This is a genomic window from Duganella sp. CF458, assembly GCF_900113115.1.
In the GTDB taxonomy this organism is placed as follows: Bacteria; Pseudomonadota; Gammaproteobacteria; order Burkholderiales; family Burkholderiaceae_D; genus Rugamonas.
Genome location: NZ_FOOF01000006.1, coordinates 1 through 16,783 on the forward strand (window position 1 = coordinate 1; position 16,783 = coordinate 16,783).

Annotated in this window: 21 protein-coding genes; 12 read left to right on the top strand and 9 right to left on the bottom strand. The window is 63.1% G+C overall.

The window, feature by feature from the left end; translation table 11 throughout:
• Positions 1-114: 114 nt before the first annotated feature.
• The gene (locus BM269_RS30155) at positions 115-339 is read right to left on the bottom strand and encodes a BrnT family toxin (RefSeq protein ID WP_170860339.1); all 225 of its coding nucleotides are present in this window, start codon (positions 337-339) and stop codon (positions 115-117) included.
• A gap of 178 nt (positions 340-517) precedes the next feature.
• Between BM269_RS30155 and BM269_RS10400 the strand changes: the two genes are divergently transcribed.
• From BM269_RS10400 to BM269_RS10410, 3 genes are read left to right on the top strand one after another with little or no spacing between them, the layout of a single operon-like run.
• Positions 518-820, top strand: a complete 303-nt coding sequence (locus BM269_RS10400; protein ID WP_090436967.1) for a hypothetical protein — start codon at positions 518-520, stop codon at positions 818-820.
• A 10-nt stretch (positions 821-830) separates the two neighbouring features.
• Entirely contained in the window at positions 831-1,691 is an 861-nt protein-coding gene (locus BM269_RS10405; protein WP_090436968.1) for a hypothetical protein, read from the top strand.
• Between the two features lie 17 nt (positions 1,692-1,708).
• Positions 1,709-2,119, top strand: coding sequence for a VOC family protein (locus BM269_RS10410; RefSeq protein ID WP_090436969.1), 411 nt, complete (start codon positions 1,709-1,711; stop codon positions 2,117-2,119).
• On the opposite strand, the gene BM269_RS10415 is transcribed toward BM269_RS10410, so the two are convergent.
• The 4 genes from BM269_RS10415 to BM269_RS10430 form a co-directional block, all read right to left on the bottom strand.
• Positions 2,120-3,097, bottom strand: a complete 978-nt coding sequence (locus BM269_RS10415) for an FHA domain-containing protein (RefSeq protein ID WP_090436970.1) — start codon at positions 3,095-3,097, stop codon at positions 2,120-2,122.
• Complete coding sequence (locus BM269_RS10420; protein ID WP_090436971.1) at positions 3,094-4,410, bottom strand: S1 family peptidase; 1,317 nt, start codon at positions 4,408-4,410, stop codon at positions 3,094-3,096. Before BM269_RS10420 ends, BM269_RS10415 begins: the two co-directional genes overlap by 4 nt.
• Before the next feature lie 32 nt (positions 4,411-4,442).
• Positions 4,443-5,096: a GTP cyclohydrolase II gene (ribA, locus tag BM269_RS10425; RefSeq protein WP_090436972.1), complete on the bottom strand. Its 654-nt coding sequence runs from the start codon at positions 5,094-5,096 to the stop codon at positions 4,443-4,445.
• A gap of 98 nt (positions 5,097-5,194) precedes the next feature.
• Complete coding sequence (locus tag BM269_RS10430; RefSeq protein WP_090436973.1) at positions 5,195-5,893, bottom strand: pirin family protein; 699 nt, start codon at positions 5,891-5,893, stop codon at positions 5,195-5,197.
• A 105-nt stretch (positions 5,894-5,998) separates the two neighbouring features.
• Between BM269_RS10430 and BM269_RS10435 the strand changes: the two genes are divergently transcribed.
• From BM269_RS10435 to BM269_RS10445, 3 genes are all read left to right on the top strand, one after another.
• The gene (locus tag BM269_RS10435) at positions 5,999-6,916 is read left to right on the top strand and encodes a LysR substrate-binding domain-containing protein (protein ID WP_090436974.1); all 918 of its coding nucleotides are present in this window, start codon (positions 5,999-6,001) and stop codon (positions 6,914-6,916) included.
• 89 nt (positions 6,917-7,005) lie between these two features.
• Entirely contained in the window at positions 7,006-7,566 is a 561-nt protein-coding gene (locus BM269_RS10440; protein ID WP_090436975.1) for a glutathione binding-like protein, read from the top strand.
• A complete protein-coding gene (locus BM269_RS10445) occupies positions 7,563-8,474 on the top strand; it encodes a DMT family transporter (RefSeq protein ID WP_090436976.1) in 912 nt (303 codons plus the stop codon). The genes BM269_RS10440 and BM269_RS10445 overlap by 4 nt, the downstream gene beginning before the upstream one ends.
• Here the strand turns inward: BM269_RS10445 and BM269_RS10450 are convergent.
• Positions 8,471-8,857 (bottom strand): KGG domain-containing protein, encoded by a 387-nt coding sequence (locus tag BM269_RS10450; protein ID WP_090437236.1) that lies wholly within the window; start codon positions 8,855-8,857, stop codon positions 8,471-8,473. The two genes, BM269_RS10445 and BM269_RS10450, sit on opposite strands and share 4 nt — an antisense overlap.
• Positions 8,858-8,985: 128 nt before the next feature.
• Here BM269_RS10450 and BM269_RS10455 point away from each other — a divergent pair, with 128 nt between their 5' ends.
• The 4 genes from BM269_RS10455 to BM269_RS30040 all read left to right on the top strand — a co-directional run bounded on the left by BM269_RS10455 (position 8,986) and on the right by BM269_RS30040 (position 10,888).
• On the top strand, positions 8,986-9,411 hold the full coding sequence (locus tag BM269_RS10455) for a DUF1810 domain-containing protein (RefSeq protein WP_090436977.1): 426 nt from the start codon (positions 8,986-8,988) through the stop codon (positions 9,409-9,411).
• On the top strand, positions 9,408-9,788 hold the full coding sequence (locus tag BM269_RS10460; RefSeq protein WP_090436978.1) for a glutaredoxin domain-containing protein: 381 nt from the start codon (positions 9,408-9,410) through the stop codon (positions 9,786-9,788). The genes BM269_RS10455 and BM269_RS10460 overlap by 4 nt, the downstream gene beginning before the upstream one ends.
• A complete protein-coding gene (locus tag BM269_RS10465) occupies positions 9,788-10,189 on the top strand; it encodes a PPC domain-containing DNA-binding protein (RefSeq protein WP_090436979.1) in 402 nt (133 codons plus the stop codon). The genes BM269_RS10460 and BM269_RS10465 overlap by 1 nt, the downstream gene beginning before the upstream one ends.
• 153 nt (positions 10,190-10,342) lie before the next feature.
• Positions 10,343-10,888, top strand: a complete 546-nt coding sequence (locus BM269_RS30040; RefSeq protein WP_211482680.1) for a prepilin-type N-terminal cleavage/methylation domain-containing protein — start codon at positions 10,343-10,345, stop codon at positions 10,886-10,888.
• 7 nt (positions 10,889-10,895) lie between these two features.
• Here BM269_RS30040 and BM269_RS10475 read toward each other — a convergent pair whose 3' ends face one another.
• The 3 genes from BM269_RS10475 to dgt are packed head-to-tail and all read right to left on the bottom strand — an operon-like array spanning position 10,896 to position 13,277.
• Positions 10,896-11,114 carry a DUF3820 family protein gene (locus BM269_RS10475; protein WP_090436981.1) on the bottom strand — a complete coding sequence of 73 codons (219 nt, stop codon included), beginning with the start codon at positions 11,112-11,114 and terminating at the stop codon, positions 10,896-10,898.
• Positions 11,115-11,118: 4 nt separating this feature from the next.
• Positions 11,119-12,057 (bottom strand): AraC family transcriptional regulator, encoded by a 939-nt coding sequence (locus tag BM269_RS10480; protein ID WP_211482681.1) that lies wholly within the window; start codon positions 12,055-12,057, stop codon positions 11,119-11,121.
• Positions 12,054-13,277 carry a dGTP triphosphohydrolase gene (dgt, locus tag BM269_RS10485; RefSeq protein WP_090436982.1) on the bottom strand — a complete coding sequence of 408 codons (1,224 nt, stop codon included), beginning with the start codon at positions 13,275-13,277 and terminating at the stop codon, positions 12,054-12,056. Before dgt ends, BM269_RS10480 begins: the two co-directional genes overlap by 4 nt.
• Positions 13,278-13,366: 89 nt before the next feature.
• On the opposite strand from dgt, the gene BM269_RS10490 reads away from it, so the two are divergent.
• Both BM269_RS10490 and sppA read left to right on the top strand, forming a co-directional pair.
• Complete coding sequence (locus BM269_RS10490; protein ID WP_090437238.1) at positions 13,367-14,836, top strand: sodium:solute symporter; 1,470 nt, start codon at positions 13,367-13,369, stop codon at positions 14,834-14,836.
• 26 nt (positions 14,837-14,862) lie between these two features.
• A complete protein-coding gene (gene sppA / locus BM269_RS10495; RefSeq protein ID WP_090436983.1) occupies positions 14,863-16,740 on the top strand; it encodes a signal peptide peptidase SppA in 1,878 nt (625 codons plus the stop codon).
• The last annotated feature ends 43 nt before the right edge of the window (positions 16,741-16,783 follow it).

Below are 16,783 nucleotides of genomic sequence, written 5' to 3' on the forward strand. Positions count from 1 at the left end.
TTGGCTACAAATCGCCGGCACGCTTTGCGGCAGACTTCAACAAGGAAGTGCTGGCAGCTTGAGACGAGAGTGTCCACTATTGACAGTACACCTCAGTCATCGTCGCCCATTGCGTCAATTGCGTCCCAATCCGTCTCGCTCACGTAGGACGAAGTAATATTGACGGGCTTCCCGCGTAGTGGCTTTTCGAAAGGAAATGACACGGAGGTTCTCACTTTCATAGCAGTAGGTCAACTTGGCAATTCGCTCATCCACGAATCCGATGGTGTTGTAACGCCGCTCCGGGTACGGAAAACGGTCGTCTCGAAAGTGAATTCCAAACCATTGAAAATTTTCCAAGCATCCTGGAAATCGTATTTATGTACGCGGAGGTTTTCCAAGCGTTTCAATTCATCCCACGAGATTGTCATAGCAAGTGTATGCCATCGAAATATGAGGTCAAGCAGGCGGGACGGTAAGTTGATTCTCCGGCGCCTCGACGGTACATGTGTTGAGGTGGATCAGGTAAGATCGCGGGATGACTAGGGATACTTTTGATTACCGCGACGTGGCGGTCGAGTCGGTCGAGGAATTCGGCCAGGTGCTGGTGCGGCCGGTGAATGGGCAGGCGTTCAGTCCGGAGATGCGGGTGCAGTGTTCCCGGCAATTGCGCGATACCGCCGTTTATCCACTCGGGACTTGCTTCCTTGTGCTGGCGAAGATGACGGACCGCTTGGGCGGGGAGCCTTACCTGTATGTCTTTCACGGCGATCCGGTCAAGGTGCTGGCGCCGGCGCAGCTGGATGCCTTCCTTAACGACCGCCGCCGCTTGCGGATTTAGGAGAACGTCGATGAAACCTGCTATTGCCGTGTTGCTGGCAGTTCCTGCGCTGGCGTTGGCGCAGGTGGCCGAGCCGCAGCCTGACGAGTTGCTGCAAATCGCTTTTCCGAAGTGGAAGGACGAGGAGGGCGGCCGCGTGCAGTCGATCCAGACCAGCGCCGCGACGCGCTGCTGGGATGCGAGGCAGGGCAAGAAGCGCAACGTGATTGTGGTGCCACGCCAGGCCGTGCGCGTTGCGCCGGACCGGATCGTGCTGCTGGTAACCCTGACGCCGGCAGGCGATGGCGGCGTGCCGCAAATTGCGCACGGCACGCCTGCCGGTCTTGCGGCTTATACGTTCAAGCCGGGCAAGGATGGATGGAAGCTGGCGAAGCGCCAGGAACCGTTCGACTTGCAGGGCTACGAAGGCCGGGCGCAATTAGGCGTGCTTCCGCTGTCACCAACCAAGCAAGGCTTGCACGTGACGTGGGGCAGTTGCTGGCAGGGCCATTGTGTGGACCTGTTCGCCCTGTATTCCATTGGGCCTGACGGTGTGAAGCCGAAGCCGCTGCTGCTGCAGAAGATCAAGGGCGACAACGTTTATTCGCGCCCGGACTGCGTGGATCGGCTGGCGGGCGTGGTGCAGGGCTTGCAACCGGCCGACCCGGCGTATGCCGACGATAAGGTTGCGCCGGGCCGCTGCTATGCCATCGAAGGCCGCTGGGAAGTTGCCAGCGCCGGAGCGCTGGTCCTGCGCTTCTCCGGGGCCATGAGCAAGGGTGGCAAGGAAGGCAATGCGCCGGCTCAGCGCATCGATCAAGCGATGAAATTCGAATTCCGTGGCGGGCGTTACGTGCCCGTCTCCGGCAGCAACCCCGTTCCAGACGCATAAACCAAAGGAGACCTACGTTGATCAAGATTCGCGAAATTGACCATATCGTATTGCGCGTCGTCGATGCCGACCGCATGATCCATTTCTACACCCAGGTGCTTGGCTGCACCATCGAGCGCCGACAGGACGAGATCGGCCTGATCCAGCTGCGCGCCGGCAGTTCGCTGGTGGATTTGGTGCCTATCGATAAGAAACTGGGCAAGATGGGCGGCGCTGCGCCGGGCAAGGAAGGCCGCAATGTCGACCATTTCTGCTTCCGCGTCGAGCCGTTCGACGAGGCGGCGATCCGCGCCCATTTGAGCGCACACGATGTGCAGAACGGCCCGTCTGAGTCGCGCTATGGCGCGGAGGGCGAGGGGCCGTCGATCTACGTCAACGACCCCGAAGGCAACACCGTTGAACTGCGCGGTGCGCCTTACGCGAGCTGATCACTCGTCGTCGTCCTCGTCGTCTTTTTTGAGCTTCGAGGACTTGCGTGCTTCATCGGCTGCCGCTTTCAGCTTGGCCGCATCGCCCATGAATTCATCCACGCTGTGGTCCTGGCTGCGGCGCACTTCCGGCGGCAGGATCACCGACATATACAGTTCATCGCGCAGGCGGCCGGCATTCTCGTAGTTGCGCATCAGGATCAGGCCCGAGCCTAGGGCCAGGAACACGGCGCAGGAAGAAATGAAGGCGCGCGGCTTGTGCGGTTTGACGGTGCGCAGGTGGTGGTAGATCATCGCCACCAGGATCAGCATCACCACGTGGTTGCCGTAGCGTGTGAACGCCTCCGCCGACCAGGCATAGGCCAGCACGCTGCTCAAGGCCTTCCAGGCGCCGATGGTCACCAGCCCGCTGCCAAGGATGAACAGGTGGCGCCCAAGGCGCGCATGGCCGCCGAACAGGCGATTGGCCAATGCCCAGACTCCGCTCCACACCATGCCGGCGCCGATGCCGGTGACAATCACCAGCAGGTAGCGGATAGCCTGGAAGGCGCCGGTATCGGACAGCGCTTCGGTGACCCCGACGAACAACGCGATCAACGCCATCCCGGCCAGTGCCGGCACGCCGCCTTCCCATGCGTGCATGGTGGTGTCGGTGACTTCGGCTTCCACCGGAAATGCGGTGTCGCGCACGCGCAGGCGGGTGTGGCCGAGGCGAACCACGGTGGTGCCGTTGATCGGCACCGAAGCCTGCCGCTTGCCGTGCACGACGATGCCGTTCTGGCTGCCCAGGTCGCGCATCACCAGTGCGCCATCTTCCGCCAGTTCCACCACGGCGTGGGTAGCCGCGGTATGCGCGTCATCGAGGATGAAATCGTTGTTGTAGCCGCGGCCGATGGTGATCGGCAGTTTGTCGACGCGGTGGCGGTGCAGCACGTCGCCATTGCGCGCCAGGGTCTCGATAAAGAACGGGCCGTTCATTTCTTGCCCCCGCGTGCCAGCGATTCGAGGAAGGCACGCGAGGCACGCAGGCCGTTTTCATATGACACGCCGCGCGCATCGAGGCGGCTTTGCAGGTTCATCTTGCCTTCGTCGGTGCTGGAGGTCAGCAGGGCGAAGTCATACAGGCCGTCGAATTTGCGGTAGGCGCGCACGCACATGACGGCGCGCATCGGCAGGGTACTGTTCTTGACGAATTGTTCGGTGCACATCGGGCCGGTCAGGCGCTTGTCCTTGTGGCTGCCGAAGTTCTCGTTCTTGAACGAGTTGCTGGACAGGACAGCGAAGCGCACTTCATCCAGTCCGGTGCTCTTCATGTACTGGTGCTGGATCTGGACCTGGCCGGTCTGCAGCGAGCCGGAAACGAACAGCGAGGACTCCATCTGGCAGTTGGTGACTTCGACCGAGAACGAGTCGCGGTCGTTGGAGCGTCCCCAGCAGCGCATCTGTTCCGATTCGCGCACCGGCACCGAGTACGGGCCCATGGCCTTGGCAGTCAGCGGCTTGCCCAACAACTGGTCGATCATGGCCGTCTGGTGCACCAGCAGTTGCTGGGCGACGATGGCGGTGAAATCCTTCGGCGGCTTGGCTTCCGGATCGACTTTCTTCAGCAGCTCCTGCGCATAGCGGGCCGGTACCAGGAAAGACACCAGTTCGCCATCCAGGCGCTTGGAGACGTTGATGCCGGCCACCGCGCCGTCGACGGTCACGCTCGGGCCGCCGCTCATGCCGGCATTGATTGGACCGGTGAACATCAGTTGTTCGTAGAAGCTGCGCGCGATCACGCCGTTGAACGAGCCCTCGGAGATGGCAAAGCCCAGGTCGAGCGGATTGCCCAGCGAATAAAGGTATTGGCCTTGCGTCAGCGCGACAGGCTTGTCGCCCAGCTTGAAGTAGCCGGTGCCGTAGCGGTTGACGCGCACCACGGCCAGGTCGTGCAGCACGTCCACCGCCAGCAATTCGATATTCCCGCGCTGGCCGGCAGTGTCCACCCATTCGCCGGTGTAGGTGTCCGGATCCAGCGCGAACTGGGAGACCACGTGATAGTTGGTCATGACCAGGTTGGAGGTGCCGACCAGGAAGCCGGAACCGACCGAGGATTGGGTTCGGCCGGTTTTCAGCAGCGAGCGAACCTGCAGCAGGTCGGACTTGGCGGCGGAATAGAGTTTTTGCGCGGTGCTCGATGGAGTCGGCAGCGAGACCGTATCAGTGGCGGGGGCAGCCGCCTGTTGGGCGTTGGCTGTTGCGCAGCCCCAAGTCAAAGTCAGTAGTAAAGCCAGTTTAGTGAATTTCATCTAATCTTTCGACTCGGGGGAGCGGGGCGGGATTACAGTTCGCCGTCTTCTGCGGCCGGCGGGGTGGCCGGGGTCATCATGTGCCCCAGCTTGAGCGCCTTGGTATTCAGGTAGTGCTGGTTGAAGGCGTTGCGGTTGACCAGCAGCGGCACCCGTTCGGCCACGGCGACGCCCAGGGCGCCCATGGCGGCAATCTTGCGCGGGTTGTTGGTCATCAGTTTGAGGCTCTTCACGCCGAACTGCTTGAGCATCGGCTCCACCAGGGCGTAGTTGCGCTGGTCGGGCTTGAAGCCCAGTTGTTCATTGGCTTGCACCGTGTCGGCGCCTTGCTCTTGCAGGCGGTAGGCGCGCATCTTGTTGATCAGGCCAATGCCGCGGCCTTCCTGGCGCAGGTAAAGCAGCACCCCGCGGCCTTCTTCGGCGATGCGTTTCAACGCGCCTTCAAGCTGGGCGCCGCAGTCGCAGCGCTGGGAGAACAGAACGTCGCCGGTCAGGCATTCGGAGTGGACGCGCGCCAGCACCGGCTCGCCATTGCCGATATCGCCCAGCACCATGGCCAGGTGCTCTTTGCCGGTGGCGTGTTCGACGAAGGCATGCAGCGTGAACTGGGCCCACGGCGTTGGCAGGGCGCACGAGGTGACGTAGTCCAGGTCTTCTTTTACCGGTTGTTCTGCGACGGGCTGCATGATGCTCTTTCAATCTTTGTAATGTGTAACCCTGCAATCATAACAAAAACCCGGTAAATCCGGGGCCGGCCCGCAGGGGCAGCCCCGGATATGCCGGTTCAAGGCAGGTCGAACAGCAGGACTTCAACGTTATCGGCACCGGACAGGGTAACCGTGGCCTCGCCGGTAATCTTGGCTGCATCGCCACCTTTCAGCTCGGCGCCGTTGACCGTCAGCGTGCCGCGGATGACATGGACATAGGCCTGCCGCCCCGCGCCCAGCGTGTGCACCGCACCTTCGCCGCCATCCAGGATGGCGGCGTAGATCAAGGCGTCCTGGTGCACCAGCACCGATCCCTCGCGCCCATCCGGCGAGGCAATCAGGCGCAGGCCGCCGGCCTTGCTCTCTGGCGTGAAGTGCTTTTCCTCGTAGCCTGGCTGGATGCCGTCTTGTGAAGGCTGGATCCAGATCTGCAGGAAGTGCACGCCTTCCTTGTTCGAGTGGTTGTACTCGGAATGGCGCACGCCGCTACCCGCCGTCATGCGTTGCACGTCGCCGTAGTGCAGGACCGAGCCGTTGCCCATGCTGTCCTTGTGTTCCAGCGCGCCGCTCAGCACATAGGAGATGATCTCCATGTCGCGGTGGCCGTGGGTGCCGAAACCCTGGCCAGCTGACACTTTGTCTTCGTTAATCACCAGCAGCGGGCCGAAGCCGACGTGTTCCGGGTCGTAGTAGTGGCCGAACGAGAAGCTGTGGCGGGAATCGAGCCAGCCAAAGTTGGCGACACCGCGGTCTTCGGATTTGCGTACTTGCAACATAATTAGCTCCTTGTGCGATAATTTCGATCAGATGTTTCACAGTATATGGCTGCGTGTCCGTGTTAAAAAGCGAATAATTTGCCGCTCAATGATCGAAAAAATCGAATGCTCAGATTAAGCCTTGAAGCCCTGCAAATCGTGGACGCCATCGACCGTGGCGGTTCCTTTGCCGCCGCCGCGCGTGAGCTGTACCGCGTGCCTTCGACCATTTCCTACACGGTGGGCAAACTGGAGGAGGAGCTTGGCGTGCAGGTGTTCGAACGCTTTGGGCCGCGTGTCGAATTGACGCCGGCCGGTCACGAGCTGCTGAAGGAGGGGCGCTACCTGCTGAAGGCGGCGGGCGACCTGGAACAGCGGGTGCGGCGCGTGGCGTCGGGCTGGGAAACGGAACTGGCGGTCGGACTCGATTCCATGTTCGCTGCCACCGTGCTGGTACCGGACGTGCGCGCCTTCTACGAAGTGACGCAGCAGACCCGCTTGCGCCTGGTGCAGGAAACGCTGGGCGGTAGCTGGGAAGCCTTGCTGGACCGGCGCGTCGATATTGCCGTCGGTGCGCCGGGCGATGGTCCGGCCGGCGGGGGCTATGTGTCGCAGCCGATCGGCCGGTTGAAATGGGTGTTCGCGGTCGCGCCGCAGCATCCGTTGGCGCAGGTGCCGGGGCGCCTGGGACGCAATGACCTGCAACGCCATCGCGCAATTGCCACGGCCGATTCCGCCCGCCTGCTGGCGCCGCGCACGGTCGGCCTGGTGTTGGGACAGGACACCCTGACCGTGCCGACCATGCAAGCCAAGTTCGATTACCAGTTGGCGGGCCTGGGCTTTGGCTTCCTGCCGGAGCGCTGCGCGCGCGCGGCATTCGCCGCCGGCCTGCTGGTGGAGAAGGAGGTCGAAGAACCGAAACCGGATGAAACCTTTTATCTGGCCTGGCGCAGTGGCGAGTCCGGCGCGGCTTTGCGCTGGTGGCGGCAGCGCATGGCAGAACCGGGCTTGTTCGAACGTCTATGTTCCCACTTGCCAAAGTAATGCTGGCTCCATAAAATTTGACATTCCTGGATCTTTGTTGGAGCCAGGCGGCGGCGCACACTATCCCTGACACATCGAAAGGGATTGCCATGCTGGACTTCTACTACGTCGCGACACCCCAAGGGCAGCAATTGCTGATGTTCCTGGAAGAGACCGGGCTACCGTTCCGGCGCATTCCCAAGGCAAAATCCCTGGCGATGGTCGACCACTGGCCGATGGATGCCGGCGAGCCGCTGCCGCTGCAGGAATCGGGCGCCATGCTGCTCTACCTGGCCGAAAAGGCGGGATTCGGCCTGCCGGCCGGTATGCGCGCGCGCGCGGCGGCGCGGCAGTGGCTGTTCTGGCAGAAGTCGTTCGAATGCCAGGGCAACCGGACCGCTGAGCTGTTCAGTACGCTCGACAAGCAGCTTGCAGAGCAGGCCTACCTGTGCGGCGAGCAGTATTCGGTGGCCGATATCGCTTGCTTCCCCCTGGTGAGTGCCCGCGGCGCGCGCCTGGCCGCCTATCCCAGCCTGGCGCGTTGGTTCCATGCCGTCAGCCAGCGCCCCGCCACCCAGCGTGCTTATGGGCGCGAAATGTCCACTTCGGTTCCTGACCCCGAAGTGGACACCGAAGCGGGCATTTCGGCGCTGGCGGGAGTACTGCCATGAGGCGGGCCGACGCCGGGAGCATGTTGTCGGTGGCGGCGATCTGGGGCGCGTCATACCTGTTCATCCGCGTCGGGGCGCCGGAGTTTGGCGCGGCGGCGATGGGTGGGGTGCGCGCGGTGGCGGCGGCACTGCTGTTGTTGCCACTGCTCGTGTGGCGCGGCCAGATCGGCGCATTGCGCCGGCATTGGCGCGGCATCGGCTTTATCGGCGTGACCAATGCGGCGCTGCCATTCCTGCTGTTTAATTTCGCGGCGTTGACGATTCCGGCCGGCCTGTCGTCCATCCTGAGCGCGACCACGCCCTTGTTCGCGGCGCTGATCGGCGCGATCTGGCTTGGCGAACGGCTGACCATTACGCGCATGGCGGGGTTGTCGCTGGGCTTCGGCGGCGTGGTGCTGCTGGTGGCGGGCAAGCTGCATTTCCTGCCGCAGCACGACATGCTGCGCACGATGCTGGCTTCGCTGGCGTGCCTGGCGGCGACGCTGCTGTATGGAATCTCGGGCAACTTCAGCAAGCGCTACCTGGCCGAGGTGCCGCCCCTGGCCGTGGCCGGCGGCAGCCAGATGGTGGCGGCCGTGCTCCTGCTTGGCCCGGCGGTGGTGCTGTGGCCGGCTGAGCCACCTTCGGCCAAGGCCTGGGGCGCCGTGCTGGCGCTGGCTGCGCTGTGTACGACGTTTGCGTATGTGCTGTTCTTTGGATTGATTGCGCGGCTGGGGGCGAGCAAGGCGATGAGCGCGCTGTTCCTGATTCCGGCCTTCGGCGTGCTGTGGGGCTGCCTGTTCCTGGGGGAGATCTTCTCGCTGCAGATGGGCTTGAGCTGCCTGGTGATCCTCGCGGGTTGCGCGCTGACCACCGGGCTGCTTGAACCGTCGCGCTGGACGGTTCCGTTCACGACAAGGCGCGCTTAGCGCTTGTCATCGTTCTTGTGGCTTTGGCGGCCGGCTTCGGCGTGCTGCTCAGGCGTGCCGCCACGGGTGCCCCCACCGCTGCCACCGCTGTTGCCACCACTGCCGCTTTGGCGGCTGCCGCCACCGGAGTCGGAACCGGACTGGCGGTTGCCGTCATTCTTGTGGCTCATGCTGCCAGCCTTGCGTGCTTCTTCCGAGGTGAACTCGTGCGCATTGCCGGATGCGTGGGCTGCCTTGCCGCCTTCGCTGGCGATCTCACGCTGGCGTTCCGGATCCATCGAGGCGAAGCCACGGTTGCTGGTATCGCCGCTTTGGCGATTGCCGCCCTGGTTGCCTGACTGTTTGGAGCCGCCGCCGCGATTGTCTTGATTGCTGGATGCCATGATCATCTCCCATATCGGTTCAAAGGAGTGCTCATGTTAGGCGCGGCAGGGGCGGCCATTAATCAGAACACGCTACCAGACTTTGTAGGAGAATGGCTCATTGAAAAGTAACGTTTTCGAGGCAAGCCATGGCCCAACTGGATCGCTTTGTCACAGCGCAGGACGTGCTCTACCAGCAGGTGGTCGACGAATTGTCGGCCGGGCGCAAGCGCAGCCACTGGATGTGGTTCATCTTCCCGCAAATCGAAGGCCTTGGCTTCAGCGCGATGGCACAACAGTATGCGATCGGCGGCCTGGCCGAAGCGCGGGCTTACCTGGCACATCCCGTGCTCGGCGCCCGGTTGCGCGAGTGCAGCGCGCTGGTACTGGCTGTCCAGGGAGCCACCGTCCATGGTATCTTCGGGTCGCCGGATAATATGAAATTCCATTCGTCGATGACGCTGTTCGCGCAAGCCGCGCCGCATGAGGCGCTGTTCCGCGATTGCCTCGACAAATATTTTGGCGGCGTGCCCGACCAGGCCACGCTGGACTTACTGCACAAGGAAAAACAATGACCCGTACCATCCTCGACGACGCCCACCTGCACCCGGCCATCCGCGAACGCGTGGCAAAGAACCACGCCGATATCGTGGCGCAAGTGCAGGCGGCCATTGCGGCCAACCGCGTGGTGGTCGTCGGCATGCGCCAGAACCCGTTCCCGAAGAAGACCTGCCGCCTGCTCGATGCGCAAGGCACCCAATACACCTACCTCGAATTCGGCAGCTACTTCAGCCAATGGCGCCGCCGCACGGCGTTGAAAATGTGGTCCGGCTGGCCAACCTTCCCGATGATCTTCATCGACGGCGTCCTGATCGGCGGCTTCAACGACTTGGAGCGCCTGATCGAAAAGGGTGAATTCACTGCGCTGGTCGCGCCGCGCCTGCAGGGATGATGGACGCGCTGCCATTGCGCCTGAATCCTGGCGACGATTTGCGCGGTGCTGTGGAACAGGCGCTGCGCGATGCGGGTGCGGCGGCGGGCTACCTGGTGCAGGGCATCGGCAGCTTGTCGGTGGCGCAGCTCCGTTATGCCGGACTGGCGCAGCCGACCGAGCTGCTGGGCGACCTGGAAATCCTGACCCTGGCCGGTTCGGTGGCGCCGGATGGCGCCCACCTGCATATGATGCTGTCCGATGCGCGCGGGCGCGTCTTCGGTGGGCATGTGGGCCGCGGCTGCATCGTGCGCACCACGGCCGAATTGCTGCTGGTGCTGCTGCCGGCGCACCAGTTCTCGCGCCAGCACGATCCGCTGACGGGCTTTGCAGAGCTGGCGATCCGGTCCACGCCTGGCTAGGCTTGCCTGCCTTTCGCATCAATGCGCCGCCGCTGCGCCGTCGTTGCGGCGCCGTTGTGGAATGGTGAATTGTGTTGATAAATGGTTATCAAATCATGCGCTGACGCAAAAACGCCGGTATACTTCAGCGACGATATCCAGGATGACTTCTCCATGCTCCGCCAGCCCCAAACGCATAAGGCCCCAGCCCAAGGCTTTACGCTGATCGAATTAATTATCGTGATCGTCATCCTCGGCATCCTGGCCGCGTTTGCACTTCCGAGAATAATCAATTTCGGCTCCTCGGCCCGCACTGCGTCGATCGAGGCGCTGGCGGGCTCCGTCAAGACTTCCGTCCGGCTGGTGCGCTCGCTCACTGCGCTCAGGGGCGAGGGCACGGCCAGCACGATCGCCAACATCACCTTCGTCGACATCGACGGCGTGTCGATGCGCGTCTGGAGCGGCTACCCGGACCGCTGGTGCGACGGCATCGGCGTAGCGCTGCAGGGCTCGAAAGTCCCGAGCGGCGGTTGCTACCTGTCGCCGAGCGCGGTCCCTTCCGGCGACTATACCTTCTATGGCTACGGCAACAGCCAGATCCCGGGCGGCGATGCCGGCTGGCGCATTGAAGCTGCGCCGACGCCGCTGCAATGCTCGGTCCAATATACCTATAACGGCAGCGGAGCGCCGGTGATCAAGGCCAACACCAGCGGCTGCTGAAGCCAATTCAGTTCCGGCGCGCGCGCAGCGGGTCGAGCAGGGCGCGCAGGTTGTTGTGGTCGATCTCGTACATCAACGCCAGCAGCGCGCCCAGCTCCCCTTTCGGGAAGCCTTCGCGCGCCATCCAACCCAGGTAATGACCCGGCAAGTCGGCCAGCTTGCGGCCCTTGTACTTCCCATAGGGCATATCGCGCGCCACCAGCATTGCCAGGTATTCCGGGTTCATCGTCTTACAGTGCCTTCACAGGTATGCAGATCTCGCAGGTGAAACTGCCGTCGGTCTGCGTCGCAAGGTTTTCGTAGCGCTCAAAGCATGGGCGCTCGTCGCATTGCAGCCCGCTCGAGGGCAGCCATTCCTTCATCATGCGGTTCCACACCGGACCGATATCGCGCGGCGAGCCGGTGTAGCGGGTGACAGCGTAGCGTCCACCGGGCATGTGCGCCACGCTGAATTGTCCGCCGGGTTCGAAGCCCTGCAGGATTTCGACGCAAGCGTCGTAGCGGCATTTGTCGGCCGGGGTGACGCTCGGGTCGTCGTGGCCGATACCGTAGCAGGTGGCTCCGGCCAGGCCGTGGCCGAGCATCCAGGGCATGACAGCCTGGGCCCAGAACTGGCCGACTGCCGGGCCGTAGGGGCCGATGTGGCGGCGGTAGGCGATGCGGGCCGGCGGCAGGTCGATAACGTTGACGTCCATTTTTTGTGCTCCATTGTGGTGGTAGGAGCCCTCATCTTGGTCCATTGCGCCGCTGCCAGCCTGACCGTGCTTGCTGTTCGCCTGATCCAGATTGCTATGTTGTGCGTTGACCTCGGCCAGGAAGGCCGCGATGCGCGCCGGCGTATTTTCGCGCCACTCGGTCGGGGTGCTGCCGAAGCGGGCCTTGAAGGCGCGGGCAAACGCTTCGCCCGAGCCGAAGCCGGTCGACAGCGCCACGTCCAGCACCGTGCCGCCGGCGGCCAGCTTGTGCGCGGCCACTTCCAGCCGGCGCCGGCGCACGTAGTCGCCCAGCGTTTCACCCATCCACGCCGCGAACAGGCGGTGGAAGTGGTAGCGCGAGAAGTTGGCGATATCGGCCAGGCCGGGCAGGTCGAGCTGCGCGTCGAGGTTGCGGTCGATGTGGTCGAGCACCCGGTTCATGCGGCGCTCGTATTCGCTGCGCGGATCGTTCATGCCAGCGGGTAGATGCGATCGAGGCTACCGGGGCCGAAGTATTTTTCGTACTCCTTGGCGGCGTAGGAATCCATCATGCCGGAGATGTAGTCCACCACCAGCCGTTCGCGCGAGTCCTTCAGGCTGCGGATCGCCGGCGGCAGCAGGATGCCGCCTTTGTTGTAGGTCTTGTCGGTCAGGACTTCGAACAGGCCGCGAATGATCTTCTCGCCGCGTTTTTCATACAGCTGCACGTCCTTCTTGCGCAGGATGGCGCGCCACAGCAGGCTTTTCAGGCCGCGCGCCAGCAGGCCTTTGGTGCGGTAGCCCAATTCCGGACCGTGCTTGCCTTCCACCACGCCGATGTCGCGGCACAGCTCATGCACGATCTGCGAGGTCAGCTCCTTGCGCAGCACGATGGAATACTCCTCCGAGCTTTCCTGCATATCGCATTTCAGCGCCTCCTCGTGGGCGTGGTTGGCGATGCTGGCGAACTGCTCGTGGGCGCCGGAAAAGTCCTTGCTGATCTTGAATTCGTGGACGATCTCGCCCCAGGTGATGATGCCGAAGCTCAGTGCGTCCTCCACGTCGTGCGCGGCATAGGCGATTTCGTCGGCCAGGTCCATGATCTGGGCGTCGATGCTCTTGCTCAGCGAGACGCCGCGGGCATTCAATTGCCCGATCAGGAACTCGTAGTCCTCGTCGTACAGGAATTTCTTCGGATTATCGGCGCGGCGCTGGAAGTATTTGGTGATGCCGAGCAGGGAGCGCACGGTCAGGTTCAGGCCGGCGTAGGCGTGGTGCTTCTTCTCCAGCGTGCGCAGGGTGCGGAAAGCTTGGGCATTGCCTTCGAAGCCGCCGGCATCGGCCGCCAGCTGGTCCAGGATCTTTTCGCCGTAATGGCCAAAGGGCGGATTGCCGATATCGTGCGCCAGCGAGCAGGTTTCGGACACCACGCAGCGCTCCAGTCCCAGGTCGGCGGCGATGGAGCGGGCGATCTGCGCCACTTCCAGGCTGTGGGTCAGGCGGTTGCGGTTGAAACGGTTGGCGTCCACCCCGAGCAGCTGCATCTTGCCCTGCAGGCGGCGGAAGGACGACGAATACAGCACGCGCGCATAATCGCGCATGCATTCCTCGCGGCCCTCGCCGCGGCCGTCGGCCTGGGCGTGAACCCGGTATTCGAGCGGCAGTACCAGCGCTTCCTGGGCGCGGGCGAAATCGATGGTCTGTTGGTCGTACATTGTTTTCCTCAGGTTTGCAGGCGATTCTAAGGCGCTTCGGCATTCCAGTGTATATTGCAGCCCAAATTGTTTCATGGCTGGATAACAAAATGTCACCTGTTTCACTGTTCCTCGTGGTGCTGGCCTATTTCGGCCTGCTGCTGGGCGTGGCCTGGGCCACTTCCCGCAACGCCAACAACGACAGTTTTTTCATCGGGAACAAGCGTTCGAACTGGATGCTGGTGGCGTTCGGCATGGTGGGTACCACGTTGAGCGGCGTGACCTTCATCAGCGTCCCGGGCGCCGTGGGCCGCGACGGCTTTGGCTATATGCAGATCATGATCGGCTATGTGCTGGGCTATATCGCGGTGGCTTACGTGCTGCTGCCGCTGTACTACCGCCTGAAACTGACCTCCATCTACCACTACCTCGACGTGCGTCTGGGCCGGCGCTCCTACCAGAGCGGGGCGGCTTTCTTCATCCTGTCGCGCACCCTGGGCGCCACGGCGCGCCTGTACCTGGTGGTGAATATCCTGCAGGCCGTCATCCTGGACAGCCTGGGCGTGCCGTTCTGGCTGACCAACCTGGTCATCCTGGCGATGATCCTGCTGTATACGTACGAAGGCGGGGTCAAGACCATTGTCTGGACCGATACGCTGCAAACCACGGGCATGCTGTTCGGCCTGGCGGCGTGCACGGTGTTCCTGTTGAACGAGATGGGCCTGGGCGTGCTGGAAAGCGTGGAGCGCATGCGTGCGGCCGGCCTGGCGCGTGTTTTCACGACCGATATCGACAGCCCGGGCCATTATTGGAAGCAGGTCGCGGCCGGCTTTTTCATCGTCATCACCATGACCGGCATGGACCAGGAGATGATGCAGAAGAATATCTCGGTGAAGACGCTGGGCGATTCGCAGAAAAACATGCTGGCGCTGAACGCCATCCTGGCCGGCGTGCTGACGTTGTTCCTGTTCCTTGGCGGCTTGCTGTACCTGTACGCGCCGCAGGTTGGCGTGACCGCGAGCGGCGACAGGATCTTTCCGGCCGTTGTGATGGGCCACTTGCCGGCGCTGCTGCAACTGGTGTTCATCGTGGCCCTGATCAGCGCCTTGTTTCCGAGCGCGGACGGCGCGATCACGGCGCTGACATCGTCCTTCTGCATCGACATCCTGGGACTGAAGCGGCGCGCGGAACTGGGCGAGGGCGCGCAACTGCGCATCCGCCACCGGGTGCACCTGGCGTTCTGCGCGCTGTTCCTGCTGCTGGTGATGGTGTTCAAATGGCTCGACAGCGCCAGCATGATCGGCATGATCCTGAAACTGGCCGGCTACACTTACGGCCCGCTGCTTGGCCTGTTCGCCTTTGGCCTGCTCAGCAAGCGGGCAGTGAACGACAAGCTGGTGCCGTGGGTAGCGCTGGCCGGGCCGCTGCTGTGCGCCCTGGTCGACTTTAACCAGCCAATCCTGTTCGGCAGCTACCGCATCGGACTGGAACTGCTGGTCCTCAACGGCCTGGTGGTCATGGCTGGGCTATACCTGATTTCTTCACCCTCCAAGGCGAATGTCGCTTATAGTGTGGAGTAGTTACATTTTTTGCATTAGGAGTAAAGATGTCCCGCTCTGTTTTCTCGTATGTCCGCGGTGGATTCGCCTGGTTCTGGGGTGCCGTGGATAAGAGCCGCCGCGCCACCATGAACTTCCTGTTCCTGCTGATCGTGGTGGTACTGATTGCCGCCATCTTCGGCGGCGGCGTCAAGCCCTTGGGCGACAAGACCATGCTGGTCCTGAACCTGGAAGGCGCCCTGGTGGAGCAATCGTCCGGCAGCAGCCGCGACGCGCTGATGGCCGGCCTGGCCGGCGGCGAAGTGCACAAATCGGTGCAACTGCGCGATGTGTTGAACGTGCTCGAGGCGGCCGCCAAGGACCCGCAGATCGGCGGCGCCGTGCTGGTGCTGGACGAAATGCAGGGCGGCGGCCAGGCCATGCTGCGCGAGATCGGCGCGGCGGTGGACCGCTTCAAGGCCAGCGGCAAGAAGGTGGTGGCCTGGGGTTCCAGCTACAACCAGCGCCAGTACCAGATCGCGATCCATGCCGACGAAGTCTACCTGCACCCGATGGGGGCGGTGTTCCTTGACGGTTTCGGCAAATACCGCAACTACTACCGCGATGCGCTGGACAAGGTGGGCGTGACCGTCAACCTGATGAAGGTCGGCACCTACAAGAGCTTTGCCGAGCCGTTCATCGCCAACGGCCCTTCGCCGGCGGCGGCGGAAGCGGATGCCTTCCTGTACAACGACCTGTGGGCGCGCTATACCGCCCAGGTGGAGAAGTCGCGCAAGATGCCGGAAGGCGCGCTGATGAAGGCGATCGACAACCTGCCGGCGCTGGTGGCTGAGACTAAAGGCAACCTGGCGCAAGTGGCGCTGAACGCGAAGCTGGTCGACGGCTTGAAAACCAAGGACGAACTGCGCGTGATGATGACCAAGCGTGGCGTGGACGATCCCGCTGCCAAGTCTTTCCGCCAGGTCAGCTATCACGATTACCTGGCGCGCGTGTTCCCGAAACTGACCGGCGACGCGATCGGCGTGGTGATGGCAGTTGGCGAGATCAGCGACGGCGATGCGCCGGCCGGCCAGATCGGCGGCGCGTCGACGGCACGCCTGGTGCGCCTGGCGCGCGAGGACAGCGCGATCAAGGCGGTGGTGCTGCGCGTTGATTCGCCTGGCGGCAGCGCTTTCGGCTCGGAGCTGATCCGCCGCGAACTGGAACTGACCCGCGCAGCCGGCAAGCCGGTGATCGTTTCGATGGGCAACGTGGCCGCTTCCGGCGGCTACTGGATTTCGATGGCGTCGGACGAGGTATTCGCCGACCCGGCTACCATCACCGGTTCGATCGGCGTGTTCGCGCTGTTCCCGACCGTGGACAAGGTGATCGACAAGCTTGGCATCCATACTGCCGGCCAGACCACCACCTGGCTGGGCGATGCGGGCAATCCGCTGCGTCCGATGGACCCGCGTTTCGGCCAGCTGATCCAGGGCGTGATCGGCCACACCTACGAGGAATTCACGTCGAAGGCGGCCAAGGCGCGCAATACCACGGCCGACAAGATCGATGCCGTGGGCCAGGGCCGGGTGTGGACCGGTGCCCAAGCGAAGGAGCGCGGCCTGGTCGATACGCTGGGCGGCTACACCGACGCCTTGAAAGCGGCGGCGCAGCGCGCCAAGCTGAGCGGCGAACCACGCATCGTCTACATCGAGCGTGAAGTGTCGCGCTTCGACAAGGTGCTGGAGTTCTTCGGCGCCTCGACCGCGCAAGCTGCCGCTGCCAAGGCGTTCGGCGAGCAAGCGCGCACGTCGCTGCTGCCAGCCGGCGTGCCGGCCGGCGTGGCCACCGAAGTGGTGCAGGACCTGAATTGGCTGAACGAGATGACTGCCCAGCGCAAGCCGTTCATGGCGCTGACCCATTGCCTCTGCAGCTCGCCCGATTAGTTTGTAGCATCTTTGTAAGCAGTTATTACAGGAATCAAGCCGC

Bases quoted from the DNA above. Each gene is read 5' to 3' on its own strand.
- BM269_RS10400 (WP_090436967.1), top strand. From the start codon at position 518: ATGACTAGGGATACTTTTGATTACCGCGACGTGGCGGTCGAGTCGGTC.
- BM269_RS10405 (WP_090436968.1), top strand. From the start codon at position 831: ATGAAACCTGCTATTGCCGTGTTGCTGGCAGTTCCTGCGCTGGCGTTG.
- BM269_RS10415 (WP_090436970.1), bottom strand. From the start codon at position 3,097: ATGAACGGCCCGTTCTTTATCGAGACCCTGGCGCGCAATGGCGACGTG.
- BM269_RS10420 (WP_090436971.1), bottom strand. From the start codon at position 4,410: ATGAAATTCACTAAACTGGCTTTACTACTGACTTTGACTTGGGGCTGC.
- ribA (WP_090436972.1), bottom strand. From the start codon at position 5,096: ATGCAGCCCGTCGCAGAACAACCGGTAAAAGAAGACCTGGACTACGTC.
- BM269_RS10430 (WP_090436973.1), bottom strand. From the start codon at position 5,893: ATGTTGCAAGTACGCAAATCCGAAGACCGCGGTGTCGCCAACTTTGGC.
- BM269_RS10435 (WP_090436974.1), top strand. From the start codon at position 5,999: ATGCTCAGATTAAGCCTTGAAGCCCTGCAAATCGTGGACGCCATCGAC.
- BM269_RS10440 (WP_090436975.1), top strand. From the start codon at position 7,006: ATGCTGGACTTCTACTACGTCGCGACACCCCAAGGGCAGCAATTGCTG.
- BM269_RS10445 (WP_090436976.1), top strand. From the start codon at position 7,563: ATGAGGCGGGCCGACGCCGGGAGCATGTTGTCGGTGGCGGCGATCTGG.
- BM269_RS10450 (WP_090437236.1), bottom strand. From the start codon at position 8,857: ATGGCATCCAGCAATCAAGACAATCGCGGCGGCGGCTCCAAACAGTCA.
- BM269_RS10455 (WP_090436977.1), top strand. From the start codon at position 8,986: ATGGCCCAACTGGATCGCTTTGTCACAGCGCAGGACGTGCTCTACCAG.
- BM269_RS10460 (WP_090436978.1), top strand. From the start codon at position 9,408: ATGACCCGTACCATCCTCGACGACGCCCACCTGCACCCGGCCATCCGC.
- BM269_RS10465 (WP_090436979.1), top strand. From the start codon at position 9,788: ATGGACGCGCTGCCATTGCGCCTGAATCCTGGCGACGATTTGCGCGGT.
- BM269_RS30040 (WP_211482680.1), top strand. From the start codon at position 10,343: ATGCTCCGCCAGCCCCAAACGCATAAGGCCCCAGCCCAAGGCTTTACG.
- BM269_RS10475 (WP_090436981.1), bottom strand. From the start codon at position 11,114: ATGAACCCGGAATACCTGGCAATGCTGGTGGCGCGCGATATGCCCTAT.
- BM269_RS10480 (WP_211482681.1), bottom strand. From the start codon at position 12,057: ATGAACGATCCGCGCAGCGAATACGAGCGCCGCATGAACCGGGTGCTC.
- dgt (WP_090436982.1), bottom strand. From the start codon at position 13,277: ATGTACGACCAACAGACCATCGATTTCGCCCGCGCCCAGGAAGCGCTG.
- BM269_RS10490 (WP_090437238.1), top strand. From the start codon at position 13,367: ATGTCACCTGTTTCACTGTTCCTCGTGGTGCTGGCCTATTTCGGCCTG.
- sppA (WP_090436983.1), top strand. From the start codon at position 14,863: ATGTCCCGCTCTGTTTTCTCGTATGTCCGCGGTGGATTCGCCTGGTTC.